This window comes from Burkholderia sp. Nafp2/4-1b (assembly GCF_003635165.1).
Lineage (GTDB): Bacteria > Pseudomonadota > Gammaproteobacteria > Burkholderiales > Burkholderiaceae > Burkholderia.
This window is the reverse complement of sequence record NZ_ML058610.1, coordinates 82860-106413: the sequence shown is the minus strand read 5'-3', so window position 1 is coordinate 106413 and position 23554 is coordinate 82860. Positions and strand designations below refer to the sequence as shown.

Sequence of the window (23554 nt, the reverse complement as noted above, 5' to 3'; positions counted from 1 at the left end):
AATCGATTCAATTGGGGACGATATGAAATTTGCATTCGTTTTTCCGGGGCAGGGCTCGCAGTCGGTCGGCATGCTCAACGCATTCGCCGACCTGGCCGTCGTGCGCGAGACGCTCCAGGAAGCCTCCGATGCACTCAATCAGGATCTCGGCAAGCTGATCGCCGAAGGTCCGGCCGAAGAACTGAATCTGACCACCAACACGCAACCCGTGATGCTGACGGCCGCCTACGCGTGCTTCCGCGCGTGGCAGCAGGCCGGCGGCCCGGCGCCGTCGATCGTCGCGGGCCACAGCCTCGGCGAATACACGGCGCTCGTCGCCGCGGGCGCGCTCGCGTTCAAGGACGCGGTGCCGCTCGTGCGTTTTCGCGCGCAGGCGATGCAGACGGCCGTGCCGGTCGGTCAGGGCGGCATGGCCGCGATCCTGGGTCTCGATGACGATACGGTGCGCGCGGTGTGCGCCGAAGCCGCGGAAGCGGGCGTCGTCGAAGCCGTGAACTTCAACGCGCCGGCGCAGGTCGTGATCGCGGGCGCGAAGGCGGCCGTCGAGAAGGCGTGCGAGATCGCGAAGGCGAAGGGTGCGAAGCGCGCGCTGCCGCTGCCGGTGTCGGCTCCGTTCCATTCGTCGCTGCTCAAGCCGGCGTCGGACCAGCTGCGCGACTATCTGGCGAACGTCGACGTGAAGACACCGCAGATCCCGGTCGTCAACAACATCGACGTCGCGGTGGTGAGCGACCCGGCCGCGATCAAGGATGCGCTGGTGCGCCAGGCCGCGGGCCCGGTGCGCTGGGTCGAATGCGTGCAGCACATCGCGGCCACGGGCGTCACGCACGTGATCGAATGCGGTCCGGGCAAGGTGCTGGCAGGACTGACGAAGCGCATCGACGGCAATCTGGTCGGCGCATCGGTGTTCGATCCGGCGTCGCTCGACGAAGCGCTGAAGCTGGCGACCGCCTGACGCGGCGCCTTTCCTCAAGAGACGGATATTCGATTCATGGAAAAGACTCTCGATAAACAGGTCGCGATCGTGACCGGCGCATCGCGCGGCATCGGCCGGGCGATCGCGCTCGAACTCGCGCGCCAGGGCGCGACGGTGATCGGCACGGCGACGAGCGAATCGGGCGCGGCCGCGATTACCGCCGGGTTCGCGGAAGCGGGCGTGACGGGCCGCGGCGCGGTGCTGAACGTCAACGACGCGGCGGCTGCCGAAGCGCTGATCGATGCGACCGTGAAGGAGTTCGGCGCGCTGCACGTGCTCGTCAACAACGCGGGCATCACGCAGGACCAGCTCGCGATGCGGATGAAGGACGAGGACTGGGACGCGGTGATCGACACCAACCTGAAGTCGGTGTTCCGCCTGTCGCGCGCGGTGCTGCGCCCGATGATGAAGGCCCGCGGCGGCCGCATCATCAACATCACGTCGGTGGTCGGCTCGGCCGGCAACCCGGGCCAAGCCAACTACGCGGCCGCGAAGGCCGGCGTCGCGGGCATGACCCGTGCGCTCGCACGTGAGATCGGCAGCCGTGGCATCACGGTGAACTGCGTCGCGCCGGGCTTCATCGACACCGACATGACGAAAACGCTGCCGGAAGAGCAGCAGGCCGCGCTCAAGACCCAGATTCCGCTCGGCCGCCTCGGCAGCCCGGAAGACATCGCCCATGCCGTCACGTTCCTCGCATCGCCGCAGGCCGGTTACATCACCGGCACGACGCTGCACGTGAACGGCGGCATGTACATGTCGTAACGATTTTCGTTTACCATCCGCGCCGTATCCCGTTTTTCAGGCGGATCGGCGCTTGATCCACCATCAAGCCAACGCGCGTTTTGGCGTCAGCAAACCTGATAAAATGCGCGCACTTGTAAATCTGAACTTTCCCTCGGAGGGGTAATGGATAACATCGAACAACGTGTCAAGAAGATCGTCGCTGAGCAACTGGGCGTCGCGGAAGCCGAGATCAAGAACGAAGCTTCGTTCGTGAACGACCTGGGCGCGGACTCGCTCGACACGGTCGAACTGGTGATGGCTCTGGAAGACGAGTTCGGCATGGAAATCCCGGACGAAGAAGCAGAGAAGATCACGACCGTTCAGCAAGCGATCGACTACGCTCGCGCAAACGTCAAGGCGTAAGCGCCTCGCGCTTGTCCGCCACGTCGCCGCGATCTTCGCGATTGACGCGCCATCCTGCCGGCATTCGCGCCGGACGGACTAACAGCCACAGGGCTCGCAGGGCTGGTTCCTGTGGCCACTGTGGCTTTTGCTTTTGTCATCCAATGGAAAAGAGGTTACCGTGAGCCGCCGTCGTGTTGTCGTTACGGGCCTGGGGCTGATTTCGCCTGTTGGCAATAATGTTGCCGACGGCTGGGCCAATCTCGTCGCCGGCAAGTCCGGCATCGCCACCGTCACGAAGTTCGATCCGTCGAACCTCGCCTGCCATTTCGCGGGCGAAGTGAAGGGTTTCAGCGCCGAGGAATACATCCCGGCGAAGGAAGCCCGCAACATGGATACGTTCATCCATTACGGCATCGCAGCCGGCGTCCAGGCCATCCGGGACAGCGGCCTCGAAGTGAACGAAGCCAATGCGGAACGCATCGGCGTGCTGGTCGGCTCCGGCATCGGCGGCCTGCCGATGATCGAAGACACGCACCAGACCTACGTCGATCGCGGCGCACGCCGGATTTCGCCGTTCTTCGTGCCGGGTTCGATCATCAACATGATCTCGGGTCACCTGAGCATCATGTTCGGCCTGAAGGGCCCCAACCTCGCGGCCGTCACGGCCTGCACGACCGGTCTGCACAGCATCGGCCTCGCCGCGCGCCTGATCCAGGCCGGCGATGCCGACGTGATGGTCGCGGGCGGCGCCGAATCGACGGTGTCGCCGCTGGGCATCGGCGGCTTCGCGGCCGCCCGTGCGCTGTCGACCCGCAATGACGATCCGGCCGCTGCGTCCCGTCCGTGGGACAAGGACCGCGACGGCTTCGTGCTGGGCGAGGGCTCTGGTGTGATGGTGCTCGAAGAGTACGAATCGGCGAAGGCGCGCGGCGCGAAGATCTATGCGGAAGTCTCGGGCTTCGGCATGACGGGCGATGCGTACCACATGACCGCGCCGAACATGGACGGTCCGCGCCGCTGCATGGTCGCGGCCCTGCGCGACGCCGGCGTGAACCCGGACGAGGTCCAGTACCTGAACGCGCACGGCACGTCGACTCCGCTTGGCGACAAGAACGAGTCCGACGCGGTGAAGGCGGCCTTCGGCGAGCATGCGTACAAGCTCGTCGTGAACTCGACGAAGTCGATGACGGGCCACTTGCTGGGTGGCGCGGGCGGCCTCGAGTCGGTGTTCACGGTGCTGGCGCTGTACAACAACGTGTCGCCGCCGACCATCAACATCTTCAACCAGGACCCCGAGTGCGATCTCGATTACTGCGCGAACACCGCACGTGACATGAAGATCGACGTGGCCGTGAAGAACAACTTCGGCTTCGGCGGTACCAACGGCACGCTGGTGTTCAAGCGCGTCTGACGAAGAGTCGCTTGACGAGTCCATTCGATGCTCCGGCCGGGCGTCCGCAGCGCTTCGCGTTGCGGGCCTCGGCCGTGTCGTATCTCGTGCTGGCCGCGTTCGTCGCGGCGGCTGCCGCGTCCGCATACCTGTTCTGGGCGCCGCGGGCCGGTGCCGTCGCAGGCGCATGCGTGGCCGCGGTGACGGCTGCGCTGCTGGCCGTGTGCGCGGCACGCGCCTGTGCCCGGCGGCTGCCGGCCGAGCTGCGGATCGATGCATTCGGGGAGATTGCGGCGTTTGGCCGCACCGGGCGCCTGCTGGCCCGGGGCCGCGTGACCGGCCATGCGCACTGGAGCAGCCTGCTGCTCGTGCTGTCGGTCGGGCACGGCGCCCGGCGCGCGCGGCCGCTGCTGATTCCGGCCGATGCGCTCGACGCCGCGTCGTTCAGCGCGCTGTCCGTGCTGGCGCGTACCGCAGGCACGGCGGGCACGGCGGGGCAGGCATGACGGCGGCACTGTTACCTACCGTAACCAGCGGCCGGCGCCGGAACGCTACAATAACGCTCCGCGTTGCATCCCTAGTTAACGGATTTGTCAGGTGAGTGAAAAAGAAATCGATCAGGCTCTGGTCGAGCGCGTACAGAAGGGCGACAAGGCAGCGTTCGAACTCCTGGTCTCCAAATACCACCGCAAGATCATTCGGCTGATCTCGCGCCTCGTGCGGGATCCCGCCGAGGTCGAGGATGTGGCCCAGGACGCGTTCATCAAGGCGTATCGTGCGCTGCCGCAATTTCGCGGCGAGTCGGCGTTCTACACGTGGTTGTACCGGATTGCCGTCAATACGGCCAAGAACTACCTTGCGACGCAAGGCCGCCGGGCGCCGACCTCCACCGAGGCCGATGCGGAGGAAGCGGAAACTTTCTCCGATGCAGACCAACTAAGGGATATCAACACGCCTGAGTCGATGTTGATGAGCAAGCAGATTGCCGAGACGGTCAACGCTGCAATGGCCGTCCTGCCCGAAGAACTGCGCCAGGCGATTACGCTGCGCGAGATCGAGGGCCTGAGCTACGAAGAGATCGCGGAAATGATGGATTGTCCGATCGGGACGGTCCGGTCGCGGATCTTCCGTGCCCGCGAAGCAATCGCTGCCAAATTGCGTCCGCTGCTCGATACGCCCGAAGGCAAGCGCTGGTAAGCGCGACGGGTGCAACGACGCGGGTGGGGTCTAGTTACGGATAGAGTCGTGAAATCACGACGGGGTGTGTGCAAGATGGGGAGCATCATGGGGTCGGTCAATACGCAGTCGCAAGCGTGCTCGCGCGGTGAGCGCCTTTCCGCTCTGGTCGACGGTGAACTGTTCGACGGCCCGGATCACGGGCAGTTTATGGCTGAGCTCGACCGCGCGGATCGCGCTGCGTGGGCCCATTACCACCTGATCGGCGATGCGCTGCGCTCGGACGAGCTCGCGCTGTCGCCCGCGCTGAGTGCCGCGTTCACCGCGCGCATGTCGGCCGCGCTCGAAAGCGAGCCGCACCTGCTCGCGCCGGCCGCCGCGCCGGTCGCGCGCAAGCTGCTGTCGCTGCGCCGCCGGGTCGTGCCGGCGTTCGCGGTGGCCGCCGCGGCCGCCACGCTGACGTGGATCGTCGTCCCGCAAATGCAGACGGCCGGTGCACCGGGCGCCGTCCAGGTCGCGTCGGCCGGCGCGCCGCAGAACGGCAACCTGCAGCGCGTGACGGTCGCGCAGGCGTCCGCCCAGCCGGGCCTGCAGGACGTCAACATCATCCGCGACGCCAGTCTCGACCAATACCTTGAAGCGCACCAGCAATTCGCGCAGCAGCCCGTCGTCACGGGTTCGATGCCGCTGATCCGCGCTGCCGTGACCACCACGCCAGGCCAATAAACCCGATGCGGACATTGCAGTTGAATCACGCCATCTCCGGATGGAAGCGGCTGCCGGCCCTCCTGCTTTGCGCAGCCGCCCTGTTGTCCGTTCAATCCCTCCCAGCCCAGGCGCAGCAACCGGACGATCCTGTCGCGACCCGCAAGGGCGCGGCGGAATGGCTCGACCGTATCCAGCAGGCCGCGCAGCAACAGAGCTACGAAGGGACGTTCGTCTATCAGCGCGGCGGGTATGTGCAGTCGTCGCGCATCGCGCATGTGGCATCCCGCGACGGCGAGTTCGAGCGCATCGAGTCGCTCGACGGCAAGCCGCGCAAGGTGCTGCGCCACAACGACGAGCTGTACACGTTCGTGCCCGAGCGCAAGCTGTGCGTGGTCGAGCGCCGCCAGACGCGCGACTCGTTCCCTGCATTGCTCGGCGCGGGCGGCGAGCACGTGATGTCCGTCTACGACGCGAAGCTGCTCGGCAAGGACCGCGTGGCAGGGCTCGACGCGCAAGTCGTCGAACTCGTGCCGAAGGATGCGTACCGCTTCACGTACAAGCTGTGGGCCGATGCGCGCACCGGGCTGCTGCTGCGTTCGCAGACGCTCGACGCGAGCGATCGCGTGCTCGAGCAGGTCGCGTTCTCGCAACTGCAGACGGGCGGCGCGGCAGGCGACAAGGCGGCGATCGTCGCCGGCATGCGCAACCTGAGCGGCTGGACGGTGGTTCGCCCGCCGGTCGCGACGGTCGACATGGAAGCGCAGGGCTGGCAGATCGCACCGACCGTTGCCGGCTTCCAGAAGATTCGTGAAGTGCGCCGGCCGATGGCCGCGCGCGACGCGGGCGATCCGCCGATTCCGGTCGACCAGGCCGTGTTCACCGACGGGCTCGCGACGATCTCCGTCTTCATCGAGCCGGCCGAGAAGAACACCCGCAAGGAAGGCGCGGGCAGCAACGGCGCGACGCACGTTCTCGTGAAGCGTCGCGGTGACTACTGGATCACCGTGCTCGGCGAAGTGCCGCCGGCCACGTTGCAGCAGTTCGCGTCTGCCATAGAATACAAGGCTTCCAAGTAACGCTACGGCTTCCGACATGACGAAACTCACGCTGCGCCAAGTGCTCGCGGCGGCGGTGCTGTGTGCCTGCCTGCCGCTCGTCCCGCAAACCGCGGCCGCGGTCACGCCTCCCGCTGCCAGCCTTCCCGACTTCGCCGATCTGGTCGAAAAGGTCGGGCCGGCCGTCGTGAACATCCGGACGACCGCGAACGTGCCGGTGCCCGGCCCGCGCGGCGTGCTGCCGCCGGGTTTCGACAACGGCGACATGTCGGAATTCTTCCGGCGCTTCTTCGGCATTCCGTTGCCGCAGGCGCCCGGCAATGGCGGCGGCAACGGCAATGGCAACGCCAATCCGAAGAACGCGCCGGCGCCGGACAATCCGCCCGACACCGAGCAGAATCGCGGCGTCGGCTCGGGCTTCATCGTGTCGGCGGACGGCTACGTGATGACCAATGCGCACGTCGTCGACGATGCGGACACCATCTACGTGACGCTGACCGACAAGCGTGAATTCAAGGCGAAGCTGATCGGCGTCGACGACCGCACGGACGTCGCAGTCGTCAAGATCCAGGCGTCGAACCTGCCGGTCGTCGCGATCGGCGATTCGAACAAGGTGCGCGTGGGCGAGTGGGTCGTCGCGATCGGTTCGCCGTTCGGCCTCGACAACACCGTGACGGCCGGCATCGTGAGTTCGAAGAGCCGCAACACCGGCGACTACCTGCCGTTCATCCAGACCGACGTCGCGGTGAACCCGGGCAACTCGGGCGGCCCGCTGATCAACATGCAGGGCGAGGTGATCGGCATCAACTCGCAGATCTACAGCCGCACCGGCGGTTTCATGGGCATTTCGTTCGCGATCCCGATCGACGAGGCGATGCGCGTGGCCGACCAGCTGAAGGCGACCGGCAAGGTCACGCGCGGGCGCATCGCGGTGGCGATCGGCGAGGTCACGAAGGACGTGGCCGACTCGATCGGGCTGCCGAAGGCGGAAGGCGCGCTCGTCAGCAGCGTCGAGCCGGGCGGCCCGGCCGACAAGGCGGGTATCCAGCCGGGCGACATCATCCTGAAGTTCAACGGCCGGCCGGTCGATACGGCGTCGGATCTGCCGCGCATGGTCGGCGACACGAAGCCGGGCGCGAAGGCAACCGTCAGCGTGTGGCGCAAGGGGCAGGCGCGCGATCTGCCGATCGTGATCGCCGAGACGCCGACCGAGACCACGGCGAAGGCCGAGCAGCGCAAGAACCCGCCGCAGAAGCCGCGCCAGACCAACTCGCTCGGCCTGACGGTCAGCGACATTCCGGCGGACCAGTTGAAGTCGCTGAAGCTGAAGAGCGGCGTGCAGATCGACGGTGTCGACGGTCCGGCGGCCCGTGCCGGCCTGCAGCGCGGCGACATCGTGCTGCGTGTCGGCGACACCGACATCACGAGCGCGAAGCAGTTCGCCGAAGTGACCGCGCAGCTCGATACGCAGAAGGCGGTCGCGGTGCTCGTGCGGCGCGGCGACAACACGCAGTTCGTGCCGGTGCGGCCGCGCGCGACCCAGAAGTAACGCGCCGATGTTCACGCTCTACGGCCGCGGCTGGTGCCACCTGTGCGACGACATGCGCGATGCGCTGGCGCCGGTGGCGGCCGAATTCGGCGTCGCGGTCGACTACGTCGACATCGATGCCGATCCGGCGCTCGTCGCCCGCTACGACGAGGACGTGCCGGTGCTGCTGCTGGACGGCACGGAAGTGTGCCGCCACCGGTTCGACGACGCGAAGGTGCGCGGCGCGCTCACGGCCCGGCGCTGAGTCGGGCAGGGCGCCGGCCGGTCGTGCCCCGTGACGGGCCCGCGGCGGCCGGGTCGGGTCGGGGCCGGGTCCGCCCCTCTCGCAACGGCTCCGGCTGGGCGGTTCAGGCCGGTCGTGCGCGTGGCAGTCCGACCGGTCCCCCGACCGACAGTCCCAAATTACCGCCCGGCAAAGGCCTTTTCGGCTAAAATAAGCCGTTTTTTCACCGACTTACACAAGGCGTGCTCCGCAGTCGTCGAGCGCGCCTTTTTCGCTTGATCGGCACTGAATGGATCATATTCGCAATTTCTCGATCATCGCGCACATCGACCATGGCAAGTCGACGCTCGCGGATCGCATCATCCAGGTATGCGGCGGCCTCGCCGACCGTGAAATGGAAGCGCAGGTGCTCGACTCGATGGATATCGAGCGCGAGCGCGGCATCACGATCAAGGCGCAGACGGCCGCACTGTCGTATCGCGCCCGCGACGGCAAGGTCTACAACCTCAACCTGATCGATACGCCGGGGCACGTCGACTTCTCGTACGAAGTCAGCCGTTCGCTGTCCGCGTGCGAAGGGGCGCTGCTCGTGGTCGACGCGAGCCAGGGCGTCGAGGCGCAGACGGTCGCGAACTGCTACACGGCGATCGAGCTCGGCGTCGAGGTCGTGCCGGTGCTGAACAAGATCGACCTGCCGGCCGCGAACCCCGAGAACGCGATCGAGGAGATCGAGGACGTGATCGGCATCGACGCGACCGATGCGACGCGCTGCAGCGCGAAGACGGGCCTCGGCGTCGAGGACGTGCTCGAATCGCTGATCGCGAAGGTGCCGCCGCCGAAGGGCGATCCGGCCGCGCCGCTGCAGGCGCTGATCATCGACTCGTGGTTCGACAACTACGTCGGCGTCGTGATGCTCGTGCGCATCGTCAACGGCACGCTGCGTCCGAAGGACAAGATCAAGATGATGGCGACCGGCGCGCAGTATCCGGTCGAGCACGTCGGCGTGTTCACGCCGAAGTCGCGCAATCTCGATTCGCTGGCGGCCGGGCAGGTGGGCTTCATCATCGCCGGCATCAAGGAGCTGACGGCCGCGAAGGTCGGCGATACCGTCACGCACGTGACCAAGGCGGCCGCCGAGCCGCTGCCGGGTTTCAAGGAAGTGAAGCCGCAGGTGTTCGCGGGCCTCTATCCGGTCGAGGCGAACCAGTACGATGCGCTGCGCGAATCGCTTGAGAAGCTGAAGCTCAACGACGCGTCGCTGCAGTACGAGCCGGAAGTGTCGCAGGCACTCGGCTTCGGTTTCCGCTGCGGCTTCCTCGGGCTGCTGCACATGGAAATCGTGCAGGAGCGGCTCGAGCGCGAGTTCGACATGGACCTCATCACGACCGCGCCGACGGTCGTCTACGAGGTCGTGCAGAGCGACGGCTCGACGATCATGGTCGAGAACCCGGCGAAGATGCCGGAGCCCGGCCGCATCGCCGAAGTGCGCGAGCCGATCGTCACCGTGAACCTGTACATGCCGCAGGACTACGTCGGCTCCGTGATCACGCTGTGCGAGCAGAAGCGCGGCTCGCAGATCAACATGCAGTATCACGGTCGCCAGGTGCAGCTCACGTACGAAATCCCGATGGCCGAGATCGTGCTCGACTTCTTCGATCGCCTGAAGTCGGTGTCGCGCGGCTACGCGTCGATGGACTACGAGTTCAAGGAGTACCGTTCGTCGGACGTCGTGAAGGTCGACATGCTGATCAACGGCGACAAGGTCGATGCGCTGTCGATCATCGTGCACCGTTCGCAGTCGCAGTACCGCGGCCGTGAAGTCGCCGCGAAGATGCGCGAGATCATCCCGCGCCAGATGTACGACGTGGCGATCCAGGCCGCGATCGGCGCGCACATCGTTGCGCGCGAGAACATCAAGGCGCTGCGCAAGAACGTGCTCGCAAAGTGCTACGGCGGCGACATCACGCGAAAGAAGAAACTGCTCGAGAAGCAGAAAGAAGGTAAGAAACGCATGAAGCAGGTGGGTTCGGTCGAGATCCCGCAGGAGGCGTTCCTCGCGATCTTGCGCGTCGAAGACAAATAACAGGACTGATCCTTTTATGAATTTTGCGTTGATTCTTTTTGTGCTCGTCGTCGTGACGGGCGTAGCGTGGATGTTGGACAAACTGGTGTTCCTGCCGCGGCGACGCATGGCGGCCGACGTGGCGATCGAGGAGTTCGATCGCCAGCAGTCGCGCATCGACAAGCGTTTCGCGGACGAAAACGCGGTGCAGACGCGCTCGAAGCTGCGCGACGAAAAGCTGCGCCAGCCGTGGTGGCTCGAGTACACCGCGAGCTTCTTCCCGGTGATCCTGGCCGTGTTCGTCGTGCGTTCGTTCATCGTCGAGCCGTTCAAGATTCCGTCGGGCTCGATGGTGCCGACGCTGCTGGTCGGCGACTTCATCCTCGTCAACAAGTTCGAATACGGCCTGCGCCTGCCGGTCACGAACACGAAGATCACGCAGGGCAGCCCGCTGTCGCGCGGCGACGTCGTCGTGTTCCGTTATCCGAAGGACGAGTCGGTCGACTACATCAAGCGCGTGATCGGGCTGCCGGGCGACACGGTCGCTTACCAGGACAAGCAACTGACGATCAACGGCCAGCCGGTGCCCGAAACGCCGCTGCCGGATTTCTTCGACGACGAGCGCCAGAACTACGCGAAGCAGTTCGAGGAAACGATCGGCACGAAGAAGAACGCGATCCTCAACAACCCGGCCGTGCCGCCGTTCGTGATGGGCGCCTACGACTATCCGTATCGCGACAACTGCACGTACAACAGCCGCGGCGTGATCTGCAAGGTGCCGCCCGGTCAGTACTTCATGATGGGCGACAACCGCGACAACAGCGCGGACAGCCGCTACTGGGGTTTCGTGCCGGACAACAATATCGTCGGCCGCGCGTTCTTCATCTGGATGAACTTCAGCGACCTGAAGCGCATCGGTTCCTTCAACTGATCGCGTTCGACTCGCACGCAATACGACTCGCACGCAATACGCGACGCACGGGCCGCGTCGCGTATTGCCGAACTACTTTAAGAACCGGCGGCAACACCGCCTCGTCACGCCTTTTCGCGTCCGGCCGTGCCGTTTCGGCCCGACCGGCGCCCGCGTTATACTCCTGCACATGCCCCCATCCCAGTTGGAAAGCCGGCTGCGCTACGAATTTCGCAATGCGGAATTGTTGCGCCAGGCTTTGACCCATCGCAGTCACAGTGCCACGCACAACGAACGGCTCGAGTTTCTCGGCGATTCCGTTCTGAACTGCGCGGTGGCCGCCCTTTTGTTCCAGCGCTTCAGCAAGCTGGACGAAGGTGACCTGTCGCGCGTACGCGCCAACCTCGTCAAGCAGCAGTCGCTGTACGAAATTGCTCAGGCCCTCAATATTTCCGAAGGGTTGCGGCTGGGCGAGGGCGAATTGCGCAGCGGCGGCTTCCGCCGCCCGTCGATCCTCGCGGACGCGTTCGAAGCCATCATCGGGGCCGTATTCCTCGATGGCGGCTTCGAAGCCGCCCAAGGGGTCATCAAGCGCCTCTATATCCCGATTCTCGACCACATCGATCCGCGCACGCTCGGCAAGGACGCGAAGACGCTGCTGCAGGAATACCTGCAGGGGCACAAGATCGCGCTGCCGACCTACACGGTCGTCGCGACGCATGGTGCGGCGCACAATCAGCAGTTCGAGGTCGAATGCACGGTACCGAAGCTCGACGTGAAGGTGTCGGGCTCCGGTGCGAGCCGGCGGGCTGCCGAACAGGCCGCCGCGAAAAAGGCGCTCGACGAGGTGCTGGCGGCCGCGCCGATGCTGGCCGCGAAGCCGAAGCGCTCGAAGAACGCACGCGGGTCGAAGCACGTCGAGCCCGAAATCGTGCCGGGCGTGAAGGGCGTGCAGGAAGCGCTCGACCTGCGTTCCCCGGAACGGAAGGAACGTGCGGCGGCGCGTGACGCGAAGGCGGCCGCGGTAGCGCCTGCGGCATCCGGCGCAGAGCCGGCCGAGCGGCCGACGCCGACGCCGACGCCGACACCGGCGCCGATGGCCGCGATTCGCGCGGCGCATGTGGAAACGAACGCCGACAAGGCCGACCGGCCCGCGAAGCCGACGGCCGACAAACCGTCCGACAAGCCGGCCGACAAGGCAACCGACAAGCCGGCGGATCGCGGCGAAGCCGGCTCTCGCGCGGCGGACAAGCCGGCCGAGCGCGCCGACAAGCCTGCCGAAGGCGCGCCCCGTGCGGCCGACAAGCCGGCGGGCCACGCGACCGACCCTGCCGCACCGTCTGCACCGTCCGCCGACAAGGCGGCCGGTTCCGACGCCGCTGCGCGTGCGACGCCGCGCGCCCGCGACGCCGCGGCGCCTGCCACCGACACCGACACGTCGCCGGGCGGCGCAAGCCTCGCCGCCGCGCAGGCGCGCGTGGCCGATGCCGACCACTGAATTGCCCATCGATCGCGCCGCGCGCCGCGCGGCCGGTTCTGAACCTGTCTCCCAAACGATATGAACACTCCCGCTCCTACCGGATTCCGTTGCGGCATGATCGCGATCGTGGGCCGTCCGAACGTCGGCAAGTCGACGTTGATGAACGCACTCGTCGGCCAGAAGATCAGCATCACGTCGCGCAAGGCGCAAACGACGCGCCATCGCATCACCGGCATCAACACGTTCGACGACGCGCAGTTCGTGTTCGTCGACACGCCGGGCTTCCAGACCCGTCACAGCACCGCGCTGAACCGCTCGCTGAACCGCGCGGTCACGTCGACGCTCACGTCGGTCGACGTGATCCTGTTCGTGATCGAGGCCGGCCGCTTCGGGCCGGACGACCAGAAGGTGCTCGACCTGATTCCGCCCGGCATGCCGACGCTGCTGATCGCGAACAAGATCGATCGCGTGAACGACAAGGCGACGCTGTTTCCGTTCATGCAGAAGGTAAGCGAGCTGCGCGAATTCACCGAACTCGTGCCGCTGTCGGCGCAGCGCCCGGAAGACATCAAGCGCCTGCTGGACACGATCAAGCCGTACCTGCCGGAAGGCGAGCCGATCTACGGCGAGGACGAGCTGACCGACCGCAGCTCGCGCTTCCTCGCGGCCGAAATCCTGCGCGAGAAGGTGTTCCGCTGGACCGGCGACGAACTGCCGTACACGAGCACCGTCCTGATCGACAAGTTCGAGGAAGAAGGGCGCCTGAAGCGCATCTTCGCGACGATTCTCGTCGAACGCGATTCGCACAAGGCGATGGTGATCGGCAAGAAGGGCGAGAAGCTCAAGCAGATCAGCACCGAAGCGCGGATGGACATGGAAAAGCTGTTCGACGGCCCCGTGTATCTCGAGACCTTCGTGAAGGTGAAGAGCGGCTGGGCCGACAACGAGGCAGGGCTGCGCGCCTATGGGTACGAATGACGCGCTGACGTCGACCGAAGACGCGGTGACCGCCGGCGCGAACGACGCGCCGCTGCCGGCACCGCCCGAACCGCCGCGTCGCAAGGCGCGGCGCGCGACGTCACGCACGTCCGATTTCCGCGTCGCCGAGCAGCCGGCGTTCGTGCTGCATAGCTATCCGTACCGCGAAACGAGCCTGATCATCGACGTGCTCACGCGCGATCACGGTCGCCTCGCGCTCGTCGCGAAGGGCGCGAAACGTCCGCACTCCGCGCTGCGCGGCGTGCTGCAGACATTCCAGCCGCTGCTGCTGTCCTGGTCGGGCAAATCCGAAGTGCGCACGCTGACGGGCGCCGAATGGGTCGGCGGGATGCTGCCGCTCGGCGGCGACGGGCTGCTGTGCGGCTTCTACGCGAACGAGCTGCTCGTGAAATTCTGCGCGCGCGAGGATCCGCAGCCGCCGCTGTTCAATCATTACGTACTGACGCTCACGCGCCTCGCGCACGGCGAACCCGCGGTGCAGGTGCTGCGCTCGTTCGAGCGCGTGCTGCTGCGCGAGACCGGCTATGCGATGGCGCTGAACCGCACGGTCGCGCGCCGCGCGGTCGAACCCGATCGCCGCTACGTGTTCGATCCGGAGCGCGGCGTGCGCAACGCGGACGACGACGTGCCGTCGCACTGGCCGGTGATCACCGGCCAGACGTTGCTCGACATGGAGCAGGACGATTACCATCGAGCCCAGACGGTTGCGCAAAGCAAGACGCTGATGCGCTTCCTGCTGAACACCTATCTCGGCGGTACGCCGCTTGCCACGCGTCAGATCCTGATCGACCTGCAAAACCTATGAGCTTCTTCCTGACTACGCCCACCGTCATCGACCTCGGCGTGAACATCGACCACGTCGCGACGCTGCGCAACGCGCGCGGCACGCGCTATCCCGATCCGATCCGCGCGGCGCTCGCCGCCGAAGAGGCCGGTGCGGACGCGATCACGCTGCACCTGCGCGAGGACCGCCGCCACATCGTCGACGCCGACGTGCGCGAGCTGCGCCCGCTGCTGAAGACGCGGATGAACCTCGAATGCGCGGTGACGGCCGAGATGCTCGACATCGCATGCGAAGTGCGTCCGCACGACGCGTGTCTCGTGCCCGAGAAGCGCGAGGAGCTGACGACCGAAGGCGGCCTCGACGTCGCCGGCCGCTTCGAAGCCGTGCGTGCGGCATGCAGGCAGCTCGCCGACGCCGGCGTGCGCGTGTCGCTGTTCATCGATCCGGACGAGACGCAGATCCGCGCCGCGCACGAAGCCGGCGCGCCGGTGGTCGAGCTGCATACGGGCCGCTACGCCGATGCGCACGACGAAGCGGAGCAGCAGCGCGAATACGAGCGCATCGTCGCGGGCGTGCAGGCTGGTGCGCAACTGGGCCTGAAGGTCAATGCCGGTCACGGCCTGCATTACACGAACGTGCAGCAGATCGCCGCGATCGACGGCATCGTCGAACTGAACATCGGCCATGCGATCGTCGCGCATGCGATCTTCGCGGGCTGGGACAACGCGGTGCGCGAGATGAAGGCGATCATGGTCGCCGCGCGGGTCGCCGCGCTGCACGGCGGCGCGCGCTGACGATGCCGCTGGCGATGCATTCCGTGCGCGCGCGTTGTGCTCGCCATCCTGCCTCGTTCGCACTTCACGGCGGGCGCTGACATGGCGATCTACGGCATCGGCACCGATATCGTTCAGGTGAGTCGCATCGCGGCCGTGCTCGAGCGCACGGGCGGCCGGTTTGCCGAGAAGGTGCTGGGCCCCGACGAGCTGCGCGTGTTCCATGCGCGCCGTGCACGCTCCGAGGCGCGCGGCATCGCGTTTCTCGCGACGCGTTTTTCCGCGAAGGAAGCGTTCTCGAAGGCGATCGGGCTCGGCATGCACTGGCCGATGACGTGGCGCGCACTGCAGACCCTCAACCAGCGCAGCGGCGAACCGTACGTCGTCGCGTCGGGCGAGCTGGCCGACTGGCTCGCCGCGCGCGGCATCACGGCCCGCGTGACGGTCAGCGACGAACGCGACTACGCGGTGTCGTTCGTCGTCGCCGAGACCGGCGCGGCAGCGCCGCCCGCACCTGCACCTGTTTCCCGAACCACTCCCTGACGGACTTCCCGATTCTGATGAAAACGACTCCCGGCCCGGTCATGCTCGACGTCGTCGGCACGGCCCTGTCGCGCGACGATGCGCGGCGCCTTGCGCATCCGAACACCGGCGGCGTGATCCTGTTCGCGCGGCATTTCCAGAACCGTGCGCAGCTCACCGCGCTGACCGATTCGATCCGCGCGGTGCGCGAAGACATCCTGATCGCCGTCGATCACGAAGGCGGCCGCGTGCAGCGGTTCCGCACCGACGGCTTCACGGTGCTGCCGGCGATGCGCCGCCTCGGCGAACTGTGGGACCGCGACGTGCTGCTCGCGACGAAGGTCGCAACCGCGGTCGGCTACATCCTGGCCGCCGAGCTGCGCGCATGCGGGATCGACATGAGCTTCACGCCGGTGCTCGACCTCGACTACGGGCATTCGAAGGTGATCGGCGATCGCGCGTTTCATCGCGACCCGCGCGTCGTCACGCTGCTCGCGAAGAGCCTGAACCACGGGCTGTCGCTCGCCGGCATGGCGAACTGCGGCAAGCATTTCCCGGGGCACGGCTTCGCGGAAGCCGACTCTCACGTCGCGCTGCCGACCGACGACCGGCCGCTCGACGCCATCCTCAAGCAGGACGTCGCGCCGTACGACTGGCTCGGCCTGTCGCTGTCCGCGGTGATTCCCGCGCACGTGATCTACACGCAGGTCGACAAGCGGCCGGCCGGTTTTTCGCGCGTGTGGCTGCAGGACATCCTGCGCGGGCAGCTGGGCTTCACCGGTGCGATCTTCAGCGACGACCTGTCGATGGAAGCGGCGCGCGAAGGCGGCACGCTCACGCAGGCGGCCGACGCGGCGCTTGCCGCCGGCTGCGACATGGTGCTCGTCTGCAACCAGCCGGACGCCGCCGAAGTGGTGCTGAACGGACTGAAGGCGCACGCATCGGCGGAGTCGGTGCGGCGCATCAAGCGGATGCGGGCGCGCGGCAAGGCGCTCAAGTGGGACAAGCTGATCGCGCAGCCCGAGTACCTGCAGGCGCAGGCGCTGCTGAGCAGCGCGCTGGCGTAAGCGGGGAGCGGCGAGGGCGGCGCGATGCCGCGTCACCGGTTGCCGACAACAAAAAGCCGCGCGGTTGCGCGGCTTTTTTCGTTGGAGCAGGGTGTGCGGGGCGATCCGCTCTTACGCAACTAACCGTCCGACCTATCCAGCGCCCCGAACCACGGCGGCGCGGTCAGTTCACCTTCATCCGCTGCAGCTTGTTGTACAGCGTCTTCGGGCTGATGCCGAGCAGCGTCGCCGCGCGATGGCGCGTGCCGCCGACCGCGTCGAGCGTCGCGCGGATCAGCAGGTCCTCGACGTCGGACAGCGGCGTGCCGACCTTGATCTGCACGCTGCTGCCGTTCAGCGCGGCGCCGGCCGCGAAGCTGGCTTCGCCCGCGCGCAGCGTCTCGATGAAGTCGCCGGATGCGTCGTACGCGAAGCGCACGCGTTCCTGCAGTTCGCGCACGTTACCGGGCCATTCGTACGACAGGCATTCGCGCACGAAGCCCGCTGCCGCGCGCTTCTCGGTCGTGCCGCGGCCGGTGGCGCGTGCTTCGCGGTTCAGATCGTCGATCAGCGCATCGGCGATGGCGAGCGCATCGCCGTCGCGCTCGCGCAGCGGCGGCATCGTGATCGACGCCGCATCGAGACGCAGCCACAGATCCTCGCGCAGCGTGCCGTTCGCAACCGCCTCGCGCGCGGGGCGACGCGTGGCTGCGATCAGCCGGAAGTCGCTCGCGATCGAGCTCGTGCCGCCGATCCGCATGAAGTTCTGCGAGTCGAGCGCGTGCAGCAGCGCTTCCTGCAGCACGAGCGGCAGGGCGGTGATTTCGTCGAGGAACAGCGTGCCGCCGCCGGCCTGTTCGAACAGGCCCGATTCGCGCCGCTCGGCGCCGTCGAACGCGCCGCGTTCATGGCCGAACAGCACGCTGTCGAGCGATGCGCCGTGGCGGCCGGCCTGCGCGATCGTGCGGCAGTCGAACGACACGAACGGCCCCTTGCGGCGCCGGCTCAGGTCGTGCAGCGTGCGCGCGGCCAGCTTCTTGCCGGAGCCGGCTTCGCCTGTGAACAGCACGGCCGTTTCGGTGCGCGCGTTGTGCTCGATCATGTCGTACACGTGCTGCATCGCCTCGCTGCGGCCGACCAGCGCGCCGAATCGGCCCAGTTGGCGCAGCGACGCACGCAGCTTCTGCACTTCGTCGATCAGTTCGTAGGGCCGCGGAATCCGGGCGAGCAGGCTGCGCAGGCGCGGAATGTTGATCGGCTTCAGCAGGTAATCCCAGATGCCGTGACGCAGGCCTTCGATCGCGCTCTCGACCGTCGCGTTGCCCGTCAGCACGATCACCGGCAGCGAGCCGTTCGGCTGCTGCTGCGGCAGGTGCTGGAGCAGGTCGAAGCCGCTGCCGTCCGGCAGGTTCAGGTCGACGAGCACGACGTCTGGAATCGAGCGGCCGAGCGCCGTGCGCGCTTCGGCGAGTGACGTGGCCGTGTCGACCGAGAAGCCGTCTGCGGCAAGCAGCGCGGTGAGGCCGGAGAGACTGTTTGGATCGTCTTCGACAATCAGGGCGTGTGGCATGGTGGACGCGAGTCGAGTCAAGAGAGGCGGGCTGTCGGCCATCGGGGCCGGCCGCAGCCGCATGTCAGATTAAAAATTGATTTTATGCCCCGGCGGAGGCCTGACGTGCATTATTTCTCTGTCGCTATAAAACAGTTACCGATGATACAAATTGAATACCTTTAGTGCTGGATTTTTGTGTTCGCCATCGCACCCCATATGCCGATGGCGGGGGCGCGCCGGCCACACACGCCAGTGCTGTTTGGGCCAGCCAAACAAAAAGCGCCCCGAAGGGCGCTTTGTTCGATACCGAAATCGCAGGCGCTTACGCGCGGCTGCGGTATTCGTTGGTACGCGTATCGATCTCGATCTTGTCGCCGGTGTTGCAGAACAGCGGCACTTGCAGTTCGAAGCCCGTCGCGAGCTTCGCGTTCTTCAGTACCTTGCCCGACGACGTGTCGCCCTTGACGGCCGGTTCCGTGTAGGTGATTTCGCGGACGAGGATCGTCGGCAGTTCGACCGAGATCGCCTTCTCGTTGTAGAACACGACTTCGCAGGCCATGCCGTCTTCGAGGTAGTTCAGGGCTTCGCCCATCATTTCCGCTTCGACTTCGTACTGGTTGTAGTCGCCGTCCATGAACACGTACATCGGGTCGGCGAAGTACGAGTACGTCACTTCCTTGCGGTCGAGCACGACGACGTCGAACTTGTCGTCAGCCTTGTAGACCGATTCCTGACCTGCGTTCGTCAGCAGGTTCTTCATCTTCATCTTGACGACGGCCGAGTTACGGCCCGACTTGTTGTATTCCGCCTTTGCGATGACCCATGCTTCGCTGCCGATCTGCACGACGTTGCCTACGCGGAGTTCCTGTGCGGTCTTCATAAAAAACTGTCCTGATCCAATCAAATAAATAGGTGCCTGAGCGTTGCGCAACGGCTGACGGCGCAAGCGAGGGTGCGTTCCGGTGGGCGCCCAAAGCTCAAACGCGAGCGCTTGCGTGGTCAGCCGTCGGATAACCGCTTATTTTAACTGAGATTTTGCGTATTCCGCCAGCTTTCCGGCGAGATCGCCGACGCTCGCCAGCGCATCGGCCCAGCGCGCCGCATTGGCGTCCAGCGCCGCACGGTGTTGCAGCAAATCGGCCCAGTCCGGCGTGCCGGCACCGTTCCATGCATGCCAGAAGCGCTCGAGCGCTGCGCGCGGCGCGTCGGCGAGGCCGGCCGACAGGTGGGCGAGCGCGGCGTCGAGCTTCGGCAGGTGCGCATCGTCGGCTTGCGGGTAGATGTGCCAGACGAACGGCTTGCGCGCCCATTGCGCGCGGACGAACGAGTCCTCGCCGCGCACGAAATTGACGTCGGCGACCCACAGCAGCGCGTCGTAGTCGGCCTGCGGGACGAACGCGAGGCCGTACGCGGTCAAGTTACCGGCGCTGGCCCGCGCGCCGGCGGTGAACGATTCGACCCCGAAAAAGCGCGCGACGGCCGGCGACACGCGCCCGGCCGGCACGAGCGCGACGACGGGCGACGCACCGTCGCGCCACTGCGCGAGCAGCGCGTCGACGGCCGGGTTCTCATACGCGAACAGGCTGACGACCGTCGTGCCGGGCGCCGGCGGCGCCTCGCCCGTCGCATGCCGCCACCACGCGGCACGCGCCGCGGCGTCGGCTTCGAAGGCCGTGCGGCGCGCGTCGAGGTCGCGTTCCTTCAGCACGCCGCCCGTGCCGGCCGACAGGCCGGGGAAGAAGAACGTCTTCAGCAGCGGGTAGCGCGGATGCGGCGACGGGCGCAGATGGAAATCCGCGACCCAGTCTTCGGCGCTCAGGTATTCGAGATTGATCCACACGGGGCGGCGCGCGCGGCGGGCCATCGCCGCGAGATAGGCGCCGGGCAGCTCGCACGCGAATGCCTCGATCACGACGTCGGCGATCTCCAGCGCGTCGCCGACTTCCGCATGCCAGTGCTCGATCACGATGCCGTCGAGCATCTGCCGCCCCGCATCGGGGTCGACCGCCGGCCATAGCCGTGCGAACGTGTGCAGGTCGTCGATGAAGAGGCGCACCTGCCAGCCGTGCTCGTGCGCGAGCTGGCGCGCGAGGCGCCAGCACACGCCGATGTCGCCGAAGTTGTCGATCACGGTGCAGAAGAGGTCGCACGCGACCGGCTCGTCGGGCGCGAGCGGTGTAGAGGAGGCGACGGAGGCGGGGGCGGTGCTGGGCATCGAAGCGGGCCGGTGAATGCTCTAAACTGGCGATTCTAATGGACCCGTTCCGCGCCACAAGGCACCCGGATCACGCATGACATCCCCAGAAGCCGCCGACATCCCGTTCGAACCGAAGAAGATCCTCGCGCAGTTGCCGCATATGCCGGGCGTCTACCGCTACTACGACACGGCTGGCGCCGTGCTTTACGTCGGCAAGGCGCGCGACCTGAAGAAGCGCGTGTCGAGCTATTTCACGAAGACCCAGCTGTCGCCGCGCATCGCGATGATGGTCACGCGCATCGCGCGCATCGAGACGACCGTCACGCGCTCGGAGGCCGAGGCGCTGCTGCTAGAGAACAACCTGATCAAGGCGCTCGCGCCGCGCTACAACATCCTGTTTCGCGACGACAAGTCGTATCCGTACCTGAAGCTCACCGCGCATCGCTTCCCGCGCATGGCGTACTACCGCGGCTCGGTCGACAAGCAGAACCAGTATTTCGGCCCGTTCCCGAGCGCGTGGGCCGTGCGAGAGAGCATCCAGATCCTGCAGCGCGTGTTCCAGTTGCGCACCTGCGAGGACTCGGTGTTCAACAACCGCACGCGGCCGTGCCTGCTGCATCAGATCGGGCGCTGCACGGCACCGTGCGTCGGCGCGATTTCCGCGGACGACTACGCGATCGACGTGTCGAACGCCGCGCGCTTCCTGCTCGGCCGGCAGTCGGAAGTGATGAAGGAGCTCGAGCAGAAGATGCATGCGTTCGCGGCCGAGCTGAAGTTCGAGCAGGCGGCGGCCGTGCGCAACCAGATGAGCTCGCTCGCGACGGTGCTGCACCAGCAGGCGATCGAGGTCGGCAGCGACAGCGATGTCGACATCCTGGCGGTCGTCGCGCAGGGCGGGCGCGTGTGCGTGAACCTGGCGATGGTGCGCGGCGGCCGGCATCTCGGCGACAAGGCGTATTTTCCGACGCACGTCGAAAGCGCGCTGACGCTCGCCGAAGGCGGGCTCGGCGACGAGGCTGACGTTGTCGACGTTGCCGACGTGGCGGATGGGCTGGACGAGGGCGCCGCGGCGTTGCCCGACCAGCCCGCGGAAGACGCGGCCGGCGCCCGCAATGCGGCGGCATCGGTGGAGGCAGAGGTACTCGATGCGTTCATCGCACAGCACTATCTCGGCAATCGCGTGCCGCCCGTGCTGGTGGTGAGCCATGCGCCCGCGAGCCGCGATCTGCTCGAGCTGCTGTCCGAGCAGGCCGGCCACAAGGTATCGCTGGTGCGCCAGCCGCAAGGGCAGCGGCGCGCGTGGCTGTCGATGGCCGAACAGAATGCGCAGATCGCCCTCGCGCGGCTTCTGTCCGAGCAGGGCTCGCAGCAGGCGCGCACGCGCGCGCTAGCCGAGACGCTCAACTTCGAATGCGACGATCTCGCGACGCTGCGCATCGAATGTTTCGACATCAGCCATACGATGGGCGAGGCGACGCAGGCGTCCTGCGTGGTCTACCACCATCACAAGATGCAGTCGGGCGAATACCGTCGCTACAACATCACCGGCATCACGCCGGGCGACGACTACGCGGCGATGCGGCAGGTGCTGACGCGCCGCTACGAGAAGATGGTCGAGCAGGCCGCGCAGGCGGCGGCTGCCGACGCCGCTGCCGGCATCGACGGCGAATCGACGCGCCAGGCCGAGGCATCGAGCCTGCTGCCGAACATCGTGCTGATCGACGGCGGCAAGGGGCAGGTCGAAATCGCGCGCCAGGTGTTCACCGAACTGGGGCTCGACACGTCGATGCTGGTCGGCGTCGCGAAGGGCGAGGGGCGCAAGGTCGGTCTCGAGACGCTCGTGTTCGCCGACGGCCGCACGCCGCTCGAACTCGGCAAGGAGAGCGCCGCGCTGATGCTGGTCGCGCAGATCCGCGACGAGGCGCACCGCTTTGCGATCACCGGGATGCGCGCGAAGCGGGCGAAGGCGCGCCAGACGTCGCGGCTCGAGGAGCTCGAAGGGGTCGGCGCGAAACGCCGGCAACGGCTGCTCGCGCGGTTCGGCGGGCTGCGCGGCGTCGTCGCCGCGAGCGTCGAGGAACTGGCGAGCGTCGAAGGCATCTCGCACGCGCTCGCCGAGCAGATCTACAAGCAGCTTCACTGATCCGGCCATGCGGCCGGCCGCCCGCGCGCGCGTTCTCACGTTCTCGCGTTCTTGTGGCAGGCCGGTCGACACGGCACAATTGCGAATCCTTTACTGACCCGCATGCCATGCCGTTCAATTTCCCGATTTTCCTGACGTGGGTACGGATCGTGCTGATCCCGCTCGTCGTCGGCGTGTTCTATCTGCCGGACACGGTGATGGGCGGCGCGCACCGCAACCTCGCGGCGGCGGCGATCTTCATCCTCGCCGCGCTGACCGACTGGTTCGACGGCTTTCTGGCCCGCAAATGGAACCAGACGTCGTCGTTCGGCGCGTTCCTCGATCCGGTCGCGGACAAGCTGATGGTGACGGCCGCGCTGCTGATCCTCGTGCAGATTTCGCGGGTCGACGCGGCGATCGCGCTCGTGATCGTCGGTCGCGAGATCGCGATCTCGGCGCTGCGCGAATGGATGGCCCAGATCGGCGCGTCGAAGAGCGTCGCGGTGAATCAGCTCGGCAAGTTCAAGACCGCCTGCCAGATGGTCGCGATCCCGATGCTGCTGTACTACGGGCCGCTGCCGCTCGGCATCGCGACGATCGACACGCGCGTATGGGGCGAATGGCTGATGTATCTCGCGGCGGTGCTGACGATCTGGTCGATGCTGTACTACATGAAGCTCGCGTGGCCGCAGATCCGCGAGCGCGGCGGTGCGTGAGGCCGCGTGAGGGCACATGCGCATTCGACTGCGCAGGTTTTTGGAAAAAGGGCTGGAAAAGCTCTTGACACACGAATGTGCCTTCGACATAATCTCGCTTCTCCGCTGCACGACGAAGTAAATGTGTGACGGAAACGCAGTAACGTAGTAGCGCAGCAATACGCGGGAGTAGCTCAGTTGGTA

The 23554-nt window shown here is 66.6% G+C and carries 23 protein-coding genes; 20 read left to right on the top strand and 3 right to left on the bottom strand.

From position 1 onward, the window contains the following. Positions 1-22: 22 nt before the first annotated feature. The 18 genes from fabD (at position 23) to nagZ (ending at position 16805) form a co-directional block, all read left to right on the top strand. Positions 23-955 carry an ACP S-malonyltransferase gene (fabD, locus tag C7H84_RS20520; protein WP_121860508.1) on the top strand — a complete coding sequence of 311 codons (933 nt, stop codon included), beginning with the start codon at positions 23-25 and terminating at the stop codon, positions 953-955. Between the two features lie 36 nt (positions 956-991). Continuing rightward, complete coding sequence (fabG, locus tag C7H84_RS20515) at positions 992-1741, top strand: 3-oxoacyl-ACP reductase FabG (RefSeq protein ID WP_057928053.1); 750 nt, start codon at positions 992-994, stop codon at positions 1739-1741. Between the two features lie 144 nt (positions 1742-1885). Continuing rightward, the gene (gene acpP / locus C7H84_RS20510) at positions 1886-2125 is read left to right on the top strand and encodes an acyl carrier protein (RefSeq protein ID WP_004197638.1); all 240 of its coding nucleotides are present in this window, start codon (positions 1886-1888) and stop codon (positions 2123-2125) included. Between the two features lie 160 nt (positions 2126-2285). Further along, positions 2286-3518, top strand: coding sequence for a beta-ketoacyl-ACP synthase II (gene fabF, locus C7H84_RS20505; RefSeq protein WP_121860507.1), 1233 nt, complete (start codon positions 2286-2288; stop codon positions 3516-3518). A gap of 11 nt (positions 3519-3529) precedes the next feature. Further along, entirely contained in the window at positions 3530-4003 is a 474-nt protein-coding gene (locus C7H84_RS20500; protein ID WP_121860506.1) for a protein YgfX, read from the top strand. Positions 4004-4094: 91 nt separating this feature from the next. Then, a complete protein-coding gene (gene rpoE, locus C7H84_RS20495; protein ID WP_006752490.1) occupies positions 4095-4694 on the top strand; it encodes an RNA polymerase sigma factor RpoE in 600 nt (199 codons plus the stop codon). An 87-nt stretch (positions 4695-4781) separates the two neighbouring features. Continuing rightward, on the top strand, positions 4782-5399 hold the full coding sequence (locus C7H84_RS20490) for a sigma-E factor negative regulatory protein (protein WP_121860706.1): 618 nt from the start codon (positions 4782-4784) through the stop codon (positions 5397-5399). Positions 5400-5404: 5 nt separating this feature from the next. Beyond that, positions 5405-6457: a MucB/RseB C-terminal domain-containing protein gene (locus tag C7H84_RS20485; RefSeq protein WP_121860505.1), complete on the top strand. Its 1053-nt coding sequence runs from the start codon at positions 5405-5407 to the stop codon at positions 6455-6457. Positions 6458-6473: 16 nt separating this feature from the next. Next, complete coding sequence (locus tag C7H84_RS20480) at positions 6474-7985, top strand: DegQ family serine endoprotease (protein ID WP_121860504.1); 1512 nt, start codon at positions 6474-6476, stop codon at positions 7983-7985. 7 nt (positions 7986-7992) lie between these two features. Continuing rightward, positions 7993-8229: a glutaredoxin family protein gene (locus C7H84_RS20475; protein ID WP_121860503.1), complete on the top strand. Its 237-nt coding sequence runs from the start codon at positions 7993-7995 to the stop codon at positions 8227-8229. A gap of 268 nt (positions 8230-8497) precedes the next feature. Then, positions 8498-10291 carry a translation elongation factor 4 gene (lepA, locus tag C7H84_RS20470; protein ID WP_121860502.1) on the top strand — a complete coding sequence of 598 codons (1794 nt, stop codon included), beginning with the start codon at positions 8498-8500 and terminating at the stop codon, positions 10289-10291. 16 nt (positions 10292-10307) lie between these two features. Further along, complete coding sequence (lepB, locus tag C7H84_RS20465; RefSeq protein WP_121860501.1) at positions 10308-11201, top strand: signal peptidase I; 894 nt, start codon at positions 10308-10310, stop codon at positions 11199-11201. A 169-nt stretch (positions 11202-11370) separates the two neighbouring features. Continuing rightward, positions 11371-12678 carry a ribonuclease III gene (gene rnc, locus C7H84_RS20460; RefSeq protein ID WP_121860500.1) on the top strand — a complete coding sequence of 436 codons (1308 nt, stop codon included), beginning with the start codon at positions 11371-11373 and terminating at the stop codon, positions 12676-12678. Between the two features lie 60 nt (positions 12679-12738). Beyond that, positions 12739-13638, top strand: a complete 900-nt coding sequence (era, locus tag C7H84_RS20455; protein ID WP_121860499.1) for a GTPase Era — start codon at positions 12739-12741, stop codon at positions 13636-13638. After that, on the top strand, positions 13625-14464 hold the full coding sequence (recO, locus tag C7H84_RS20450; RefSeq protein ID WP_014897645.1) for a DNA repair protein RecO: 840 nt from the start codon (positions 13625-13627) through the stop codon (positions 14462-14464). Before era ends, recO begins: the two co-directional genes overlap by 14 nt. Then, positions 14461-15237, top strand: coding sequence for a pyridoxine 5'-phosphate synthase (pdxJ, locus tag C7H84_RS20445; RefSeq protein ID WP_121860498.1), 777 nt, complete (start codon positions 14461-14463; stop codon positions 15235-15237). The genes recO and pdxJ overlap by 4 nt, the downstream gene beginning before the upstream one ends. 81 nt (positions 15238-15318) lie before the next feature. Continuing rightward, the gene (gene acpS, locus C7H84_RS20440) at positions 15319-15759 is read left to right on the top strand and encodes a holo-ACP synthase (protein WP_121860497.1); all 441 of its coding nucleotides are present in this window, start codon (positions 15319-15321) and stop codon (positions 15757-15759) included. A gap of 17 nt (positions 15760-15776) precedes the next feature. Continuing rightward, positions 15777-16805 carry a beta-N-acetylhexosaminidase gene (nagZ, locus tag C7H84_RS20435; protein ID WP_121860496.1) on the top strand — a complete coding sequence of 343 codons (1029 nt, stop codon included), beginning with the start codon at positions 15777-15779 and terminating at the stop codon, positions 16803-16805. A gap of 163 nt (positions 16806-16968) precedes the next feature. Here nagZ and C7H84_RS20430 read toward each other — a convergent pair whose 3' ends face one another. The 3 genes from C7H84_RS20430 to earP all read right to left on the bottom strand — a co-directional run bounded on the left by C7H84_RS20430 (position 16969) and on the right by earP (position 20551). Further along, positions 16969-18354, bottom strand: coding sequence for a sigma-54 dependent transcriptional regulator (locus tag C7H84_RS20430; protein WP_121860495.1), 1386 nt, complete (start codon positions 18352-18354; stop codon positions 16969-16971). Positions 18355-18658: 304 nt separating this feature from the next. Then, entirely contained in the window at positions 18659-19216 is a 558-nt protein-coding gene (gene efp, locus C7H84_RS20425) for an elongation factor P (protein ID WP_121860494.1), read from the bottom strand. Positions 19217-19354: 138 nt separating this feature from the next. Then, a complete protein-coding gene (gene earP, locus C7H84_RS20420; protein WP_121860493.1) occupies positions 19355-20551 on the bottom strand; it encodes an elongation factor P maturation arginine rhamnosyltransferase EarP in 1197 nt (398 codons plus the stop codon). A 76-nt stretch (positions 20552-20627) separates the two neighbouring features. Between earP and uvrC the strand changes: the two genes are divergently transcribed. Together uvrC and pgsA are read left to right on the top strand one after the other, a co-directional pair. After that, the gene (uvrC, locus tag C7H84_RS20415; RefSeq protein ID WP_121860492.1) at positions 20628-22676 is read left to right on the top strand and encodes an excinuclease ABC subunit UvrC; all 2049 of its coding nucleotides are present in this window, start codon (positions 20628-20630) and stop codon (positions 22674-22676) included. Positions 22677-22783: 107 nt separating this feature from the next. After that, positions 22784-23371 (top strand): CDP-diacylglycerol--glycerol-3-phosphate 3-phosphatidyltransferase, encoded by a 588-nt coding sequence (pgsA, locus tag C7H84_RS20410; RefSeq protein ID WP_006757520.1) that lies wholly within the window; start codon positions 22784-22786, stop codon positions 23369-23371. The last annotated feature ends 183 nt before the right edge of the window (positions 23372-23554 follow it).

Excerpts from the sequence above, each read along its gene's own strand:
- fabD (WP_121860508.1), top strand. The coding sequence starts at position 23 with ATGAAATTTGCATTCGTTTTTCCGGGGCAGGGCTCGCAGTCGGTCGGC.
- fabG (WP_057928053.1), top strand. The coding sequence starts at position 992 with ATGGAAAAGACTCTCGATAAACAGGTCGCGATCGTGACCGGCGCATCG.
- acpP (WP_004197638.1), top strand. The coding sequence starts at position 1,886 with ATGGATAACATCGAACAACGTGTCAAGAAGATCGTCGCTGAGCAACTG.
- C7H84_RS20490 (WP_121860706.1), top strand. The coding sequence starts at position 4,782 with ATGGGGTCGGTCAATACGCAGTCGCAAGCGTGCTCGCGCGGTGAGCGC.
- C7H84_RS20485 (WP_121860505.1), top strand. The coding sequence starts at position 5,405 with ATGCGGACATTGCAGTTGAATCACGCCATCTCCGGATGGAAGCGGCTG.
- C7H84_RS20480 (WP_121860504.1), top strand. The coding sequence starts at position 6,474 with ATGACGAAACTCACGCTGCGCCAAGTGCTCGCGGCGGCGGTGCTGTGT.
- C7H84_RS20475 (WP_121860503.1), top strand. The coding sequence starts at position 7,993 with ATGTTCACGCTCTACGGCCGCGGCTGGTGCCACCTGTGCGACGACATG.
- lepA (WP_121860502.1), top strand. The coding sequence starts at position 8,498 with ATGGATCATATTCGCAATTTCTCGATCATCGCGCACATCGACCATGGC.
- lepB (WP_121860501.1), top strand. The coding sequence starts at position 10,308 with ATGAATTTTGCGTTGATTCTTTTTGTGCTCGTCGTCGTGACGGGCGTA.
- rnc (WP_121860500.1), top strand. The coding sequence starts at position 11,371 with ATGCCCCCATCCCAGTTGGAAAGCCGGCTGCGCTACGAATTTCGCAAT.
- era (WP_121860499.1), top strand. The coding sequence starts at position 12,739 with ATGAACACTCCCGCTCCTACCGGATTCCGTTGCGGCATGATCGCGATC.
- recO (WP_014897645.1), top strand. The coding sequence starts at position 13,625 with ATGGGTACGAATGACGCGCTGACGTCGACCGAAGACGCGGTGACCGCC.
- pdxJ (WP_121860498.1), top strand. The coding sequence starts at position 14,461 with ATGAGCTTCTTCCTGACTACGCCCACCGTCATCGACCTCGGCGTGAAC.
- acpS (WP_121860497.1), top strand. The coding sequence starts at position 15,319 with ATGGCGATCTACGGCATCGGCACCGATATCGTTCAGGTGAGTCGCATC.
- nagZ (WP_121860496.1), top strand. The coding sequence starts at position 15,777 with ATGAAAACGACTCCCGGCCCGGTCATGCTCGACGTCGTCGGCACGGCC.
- C7H84_RS20430 (WP_121860495.1), bottom strand. The coding sequence starts at position 18,354 with ATGCCACACGCCCTGATTGTCGAAGACGATCCAAACAGTCTCTCCGGC.
- efp (WP_121860494.1), bottom strand. The coding sequence starts at position 19,216 with ATGAAGACCGCACAGGAACTCCGCGTAGGCAACGTCGTGCAGATCGGC.
- earP (WP_121860493.1), bottom strand. The coding sequence starts at position 20,551 with ATGCCCAGCACCGCCCCCGCCTCCGTCGCCTCCTCTACACCGCTCGCG.
- uvrC (WP_121860492.1), top strand. The coding sequence starts at position 20,628 with ATGACATCCCCAGAAGCCGCCGACATCCCGTTCGAACCGAAGAAGATC.
- pgsA (WP_006757520.1), top strand. The coding sequence starts at position 22,784 with ATGCCGTTCAATTTCCCGATTTTCCTGACGTGGGTACGGATCGTGCTG.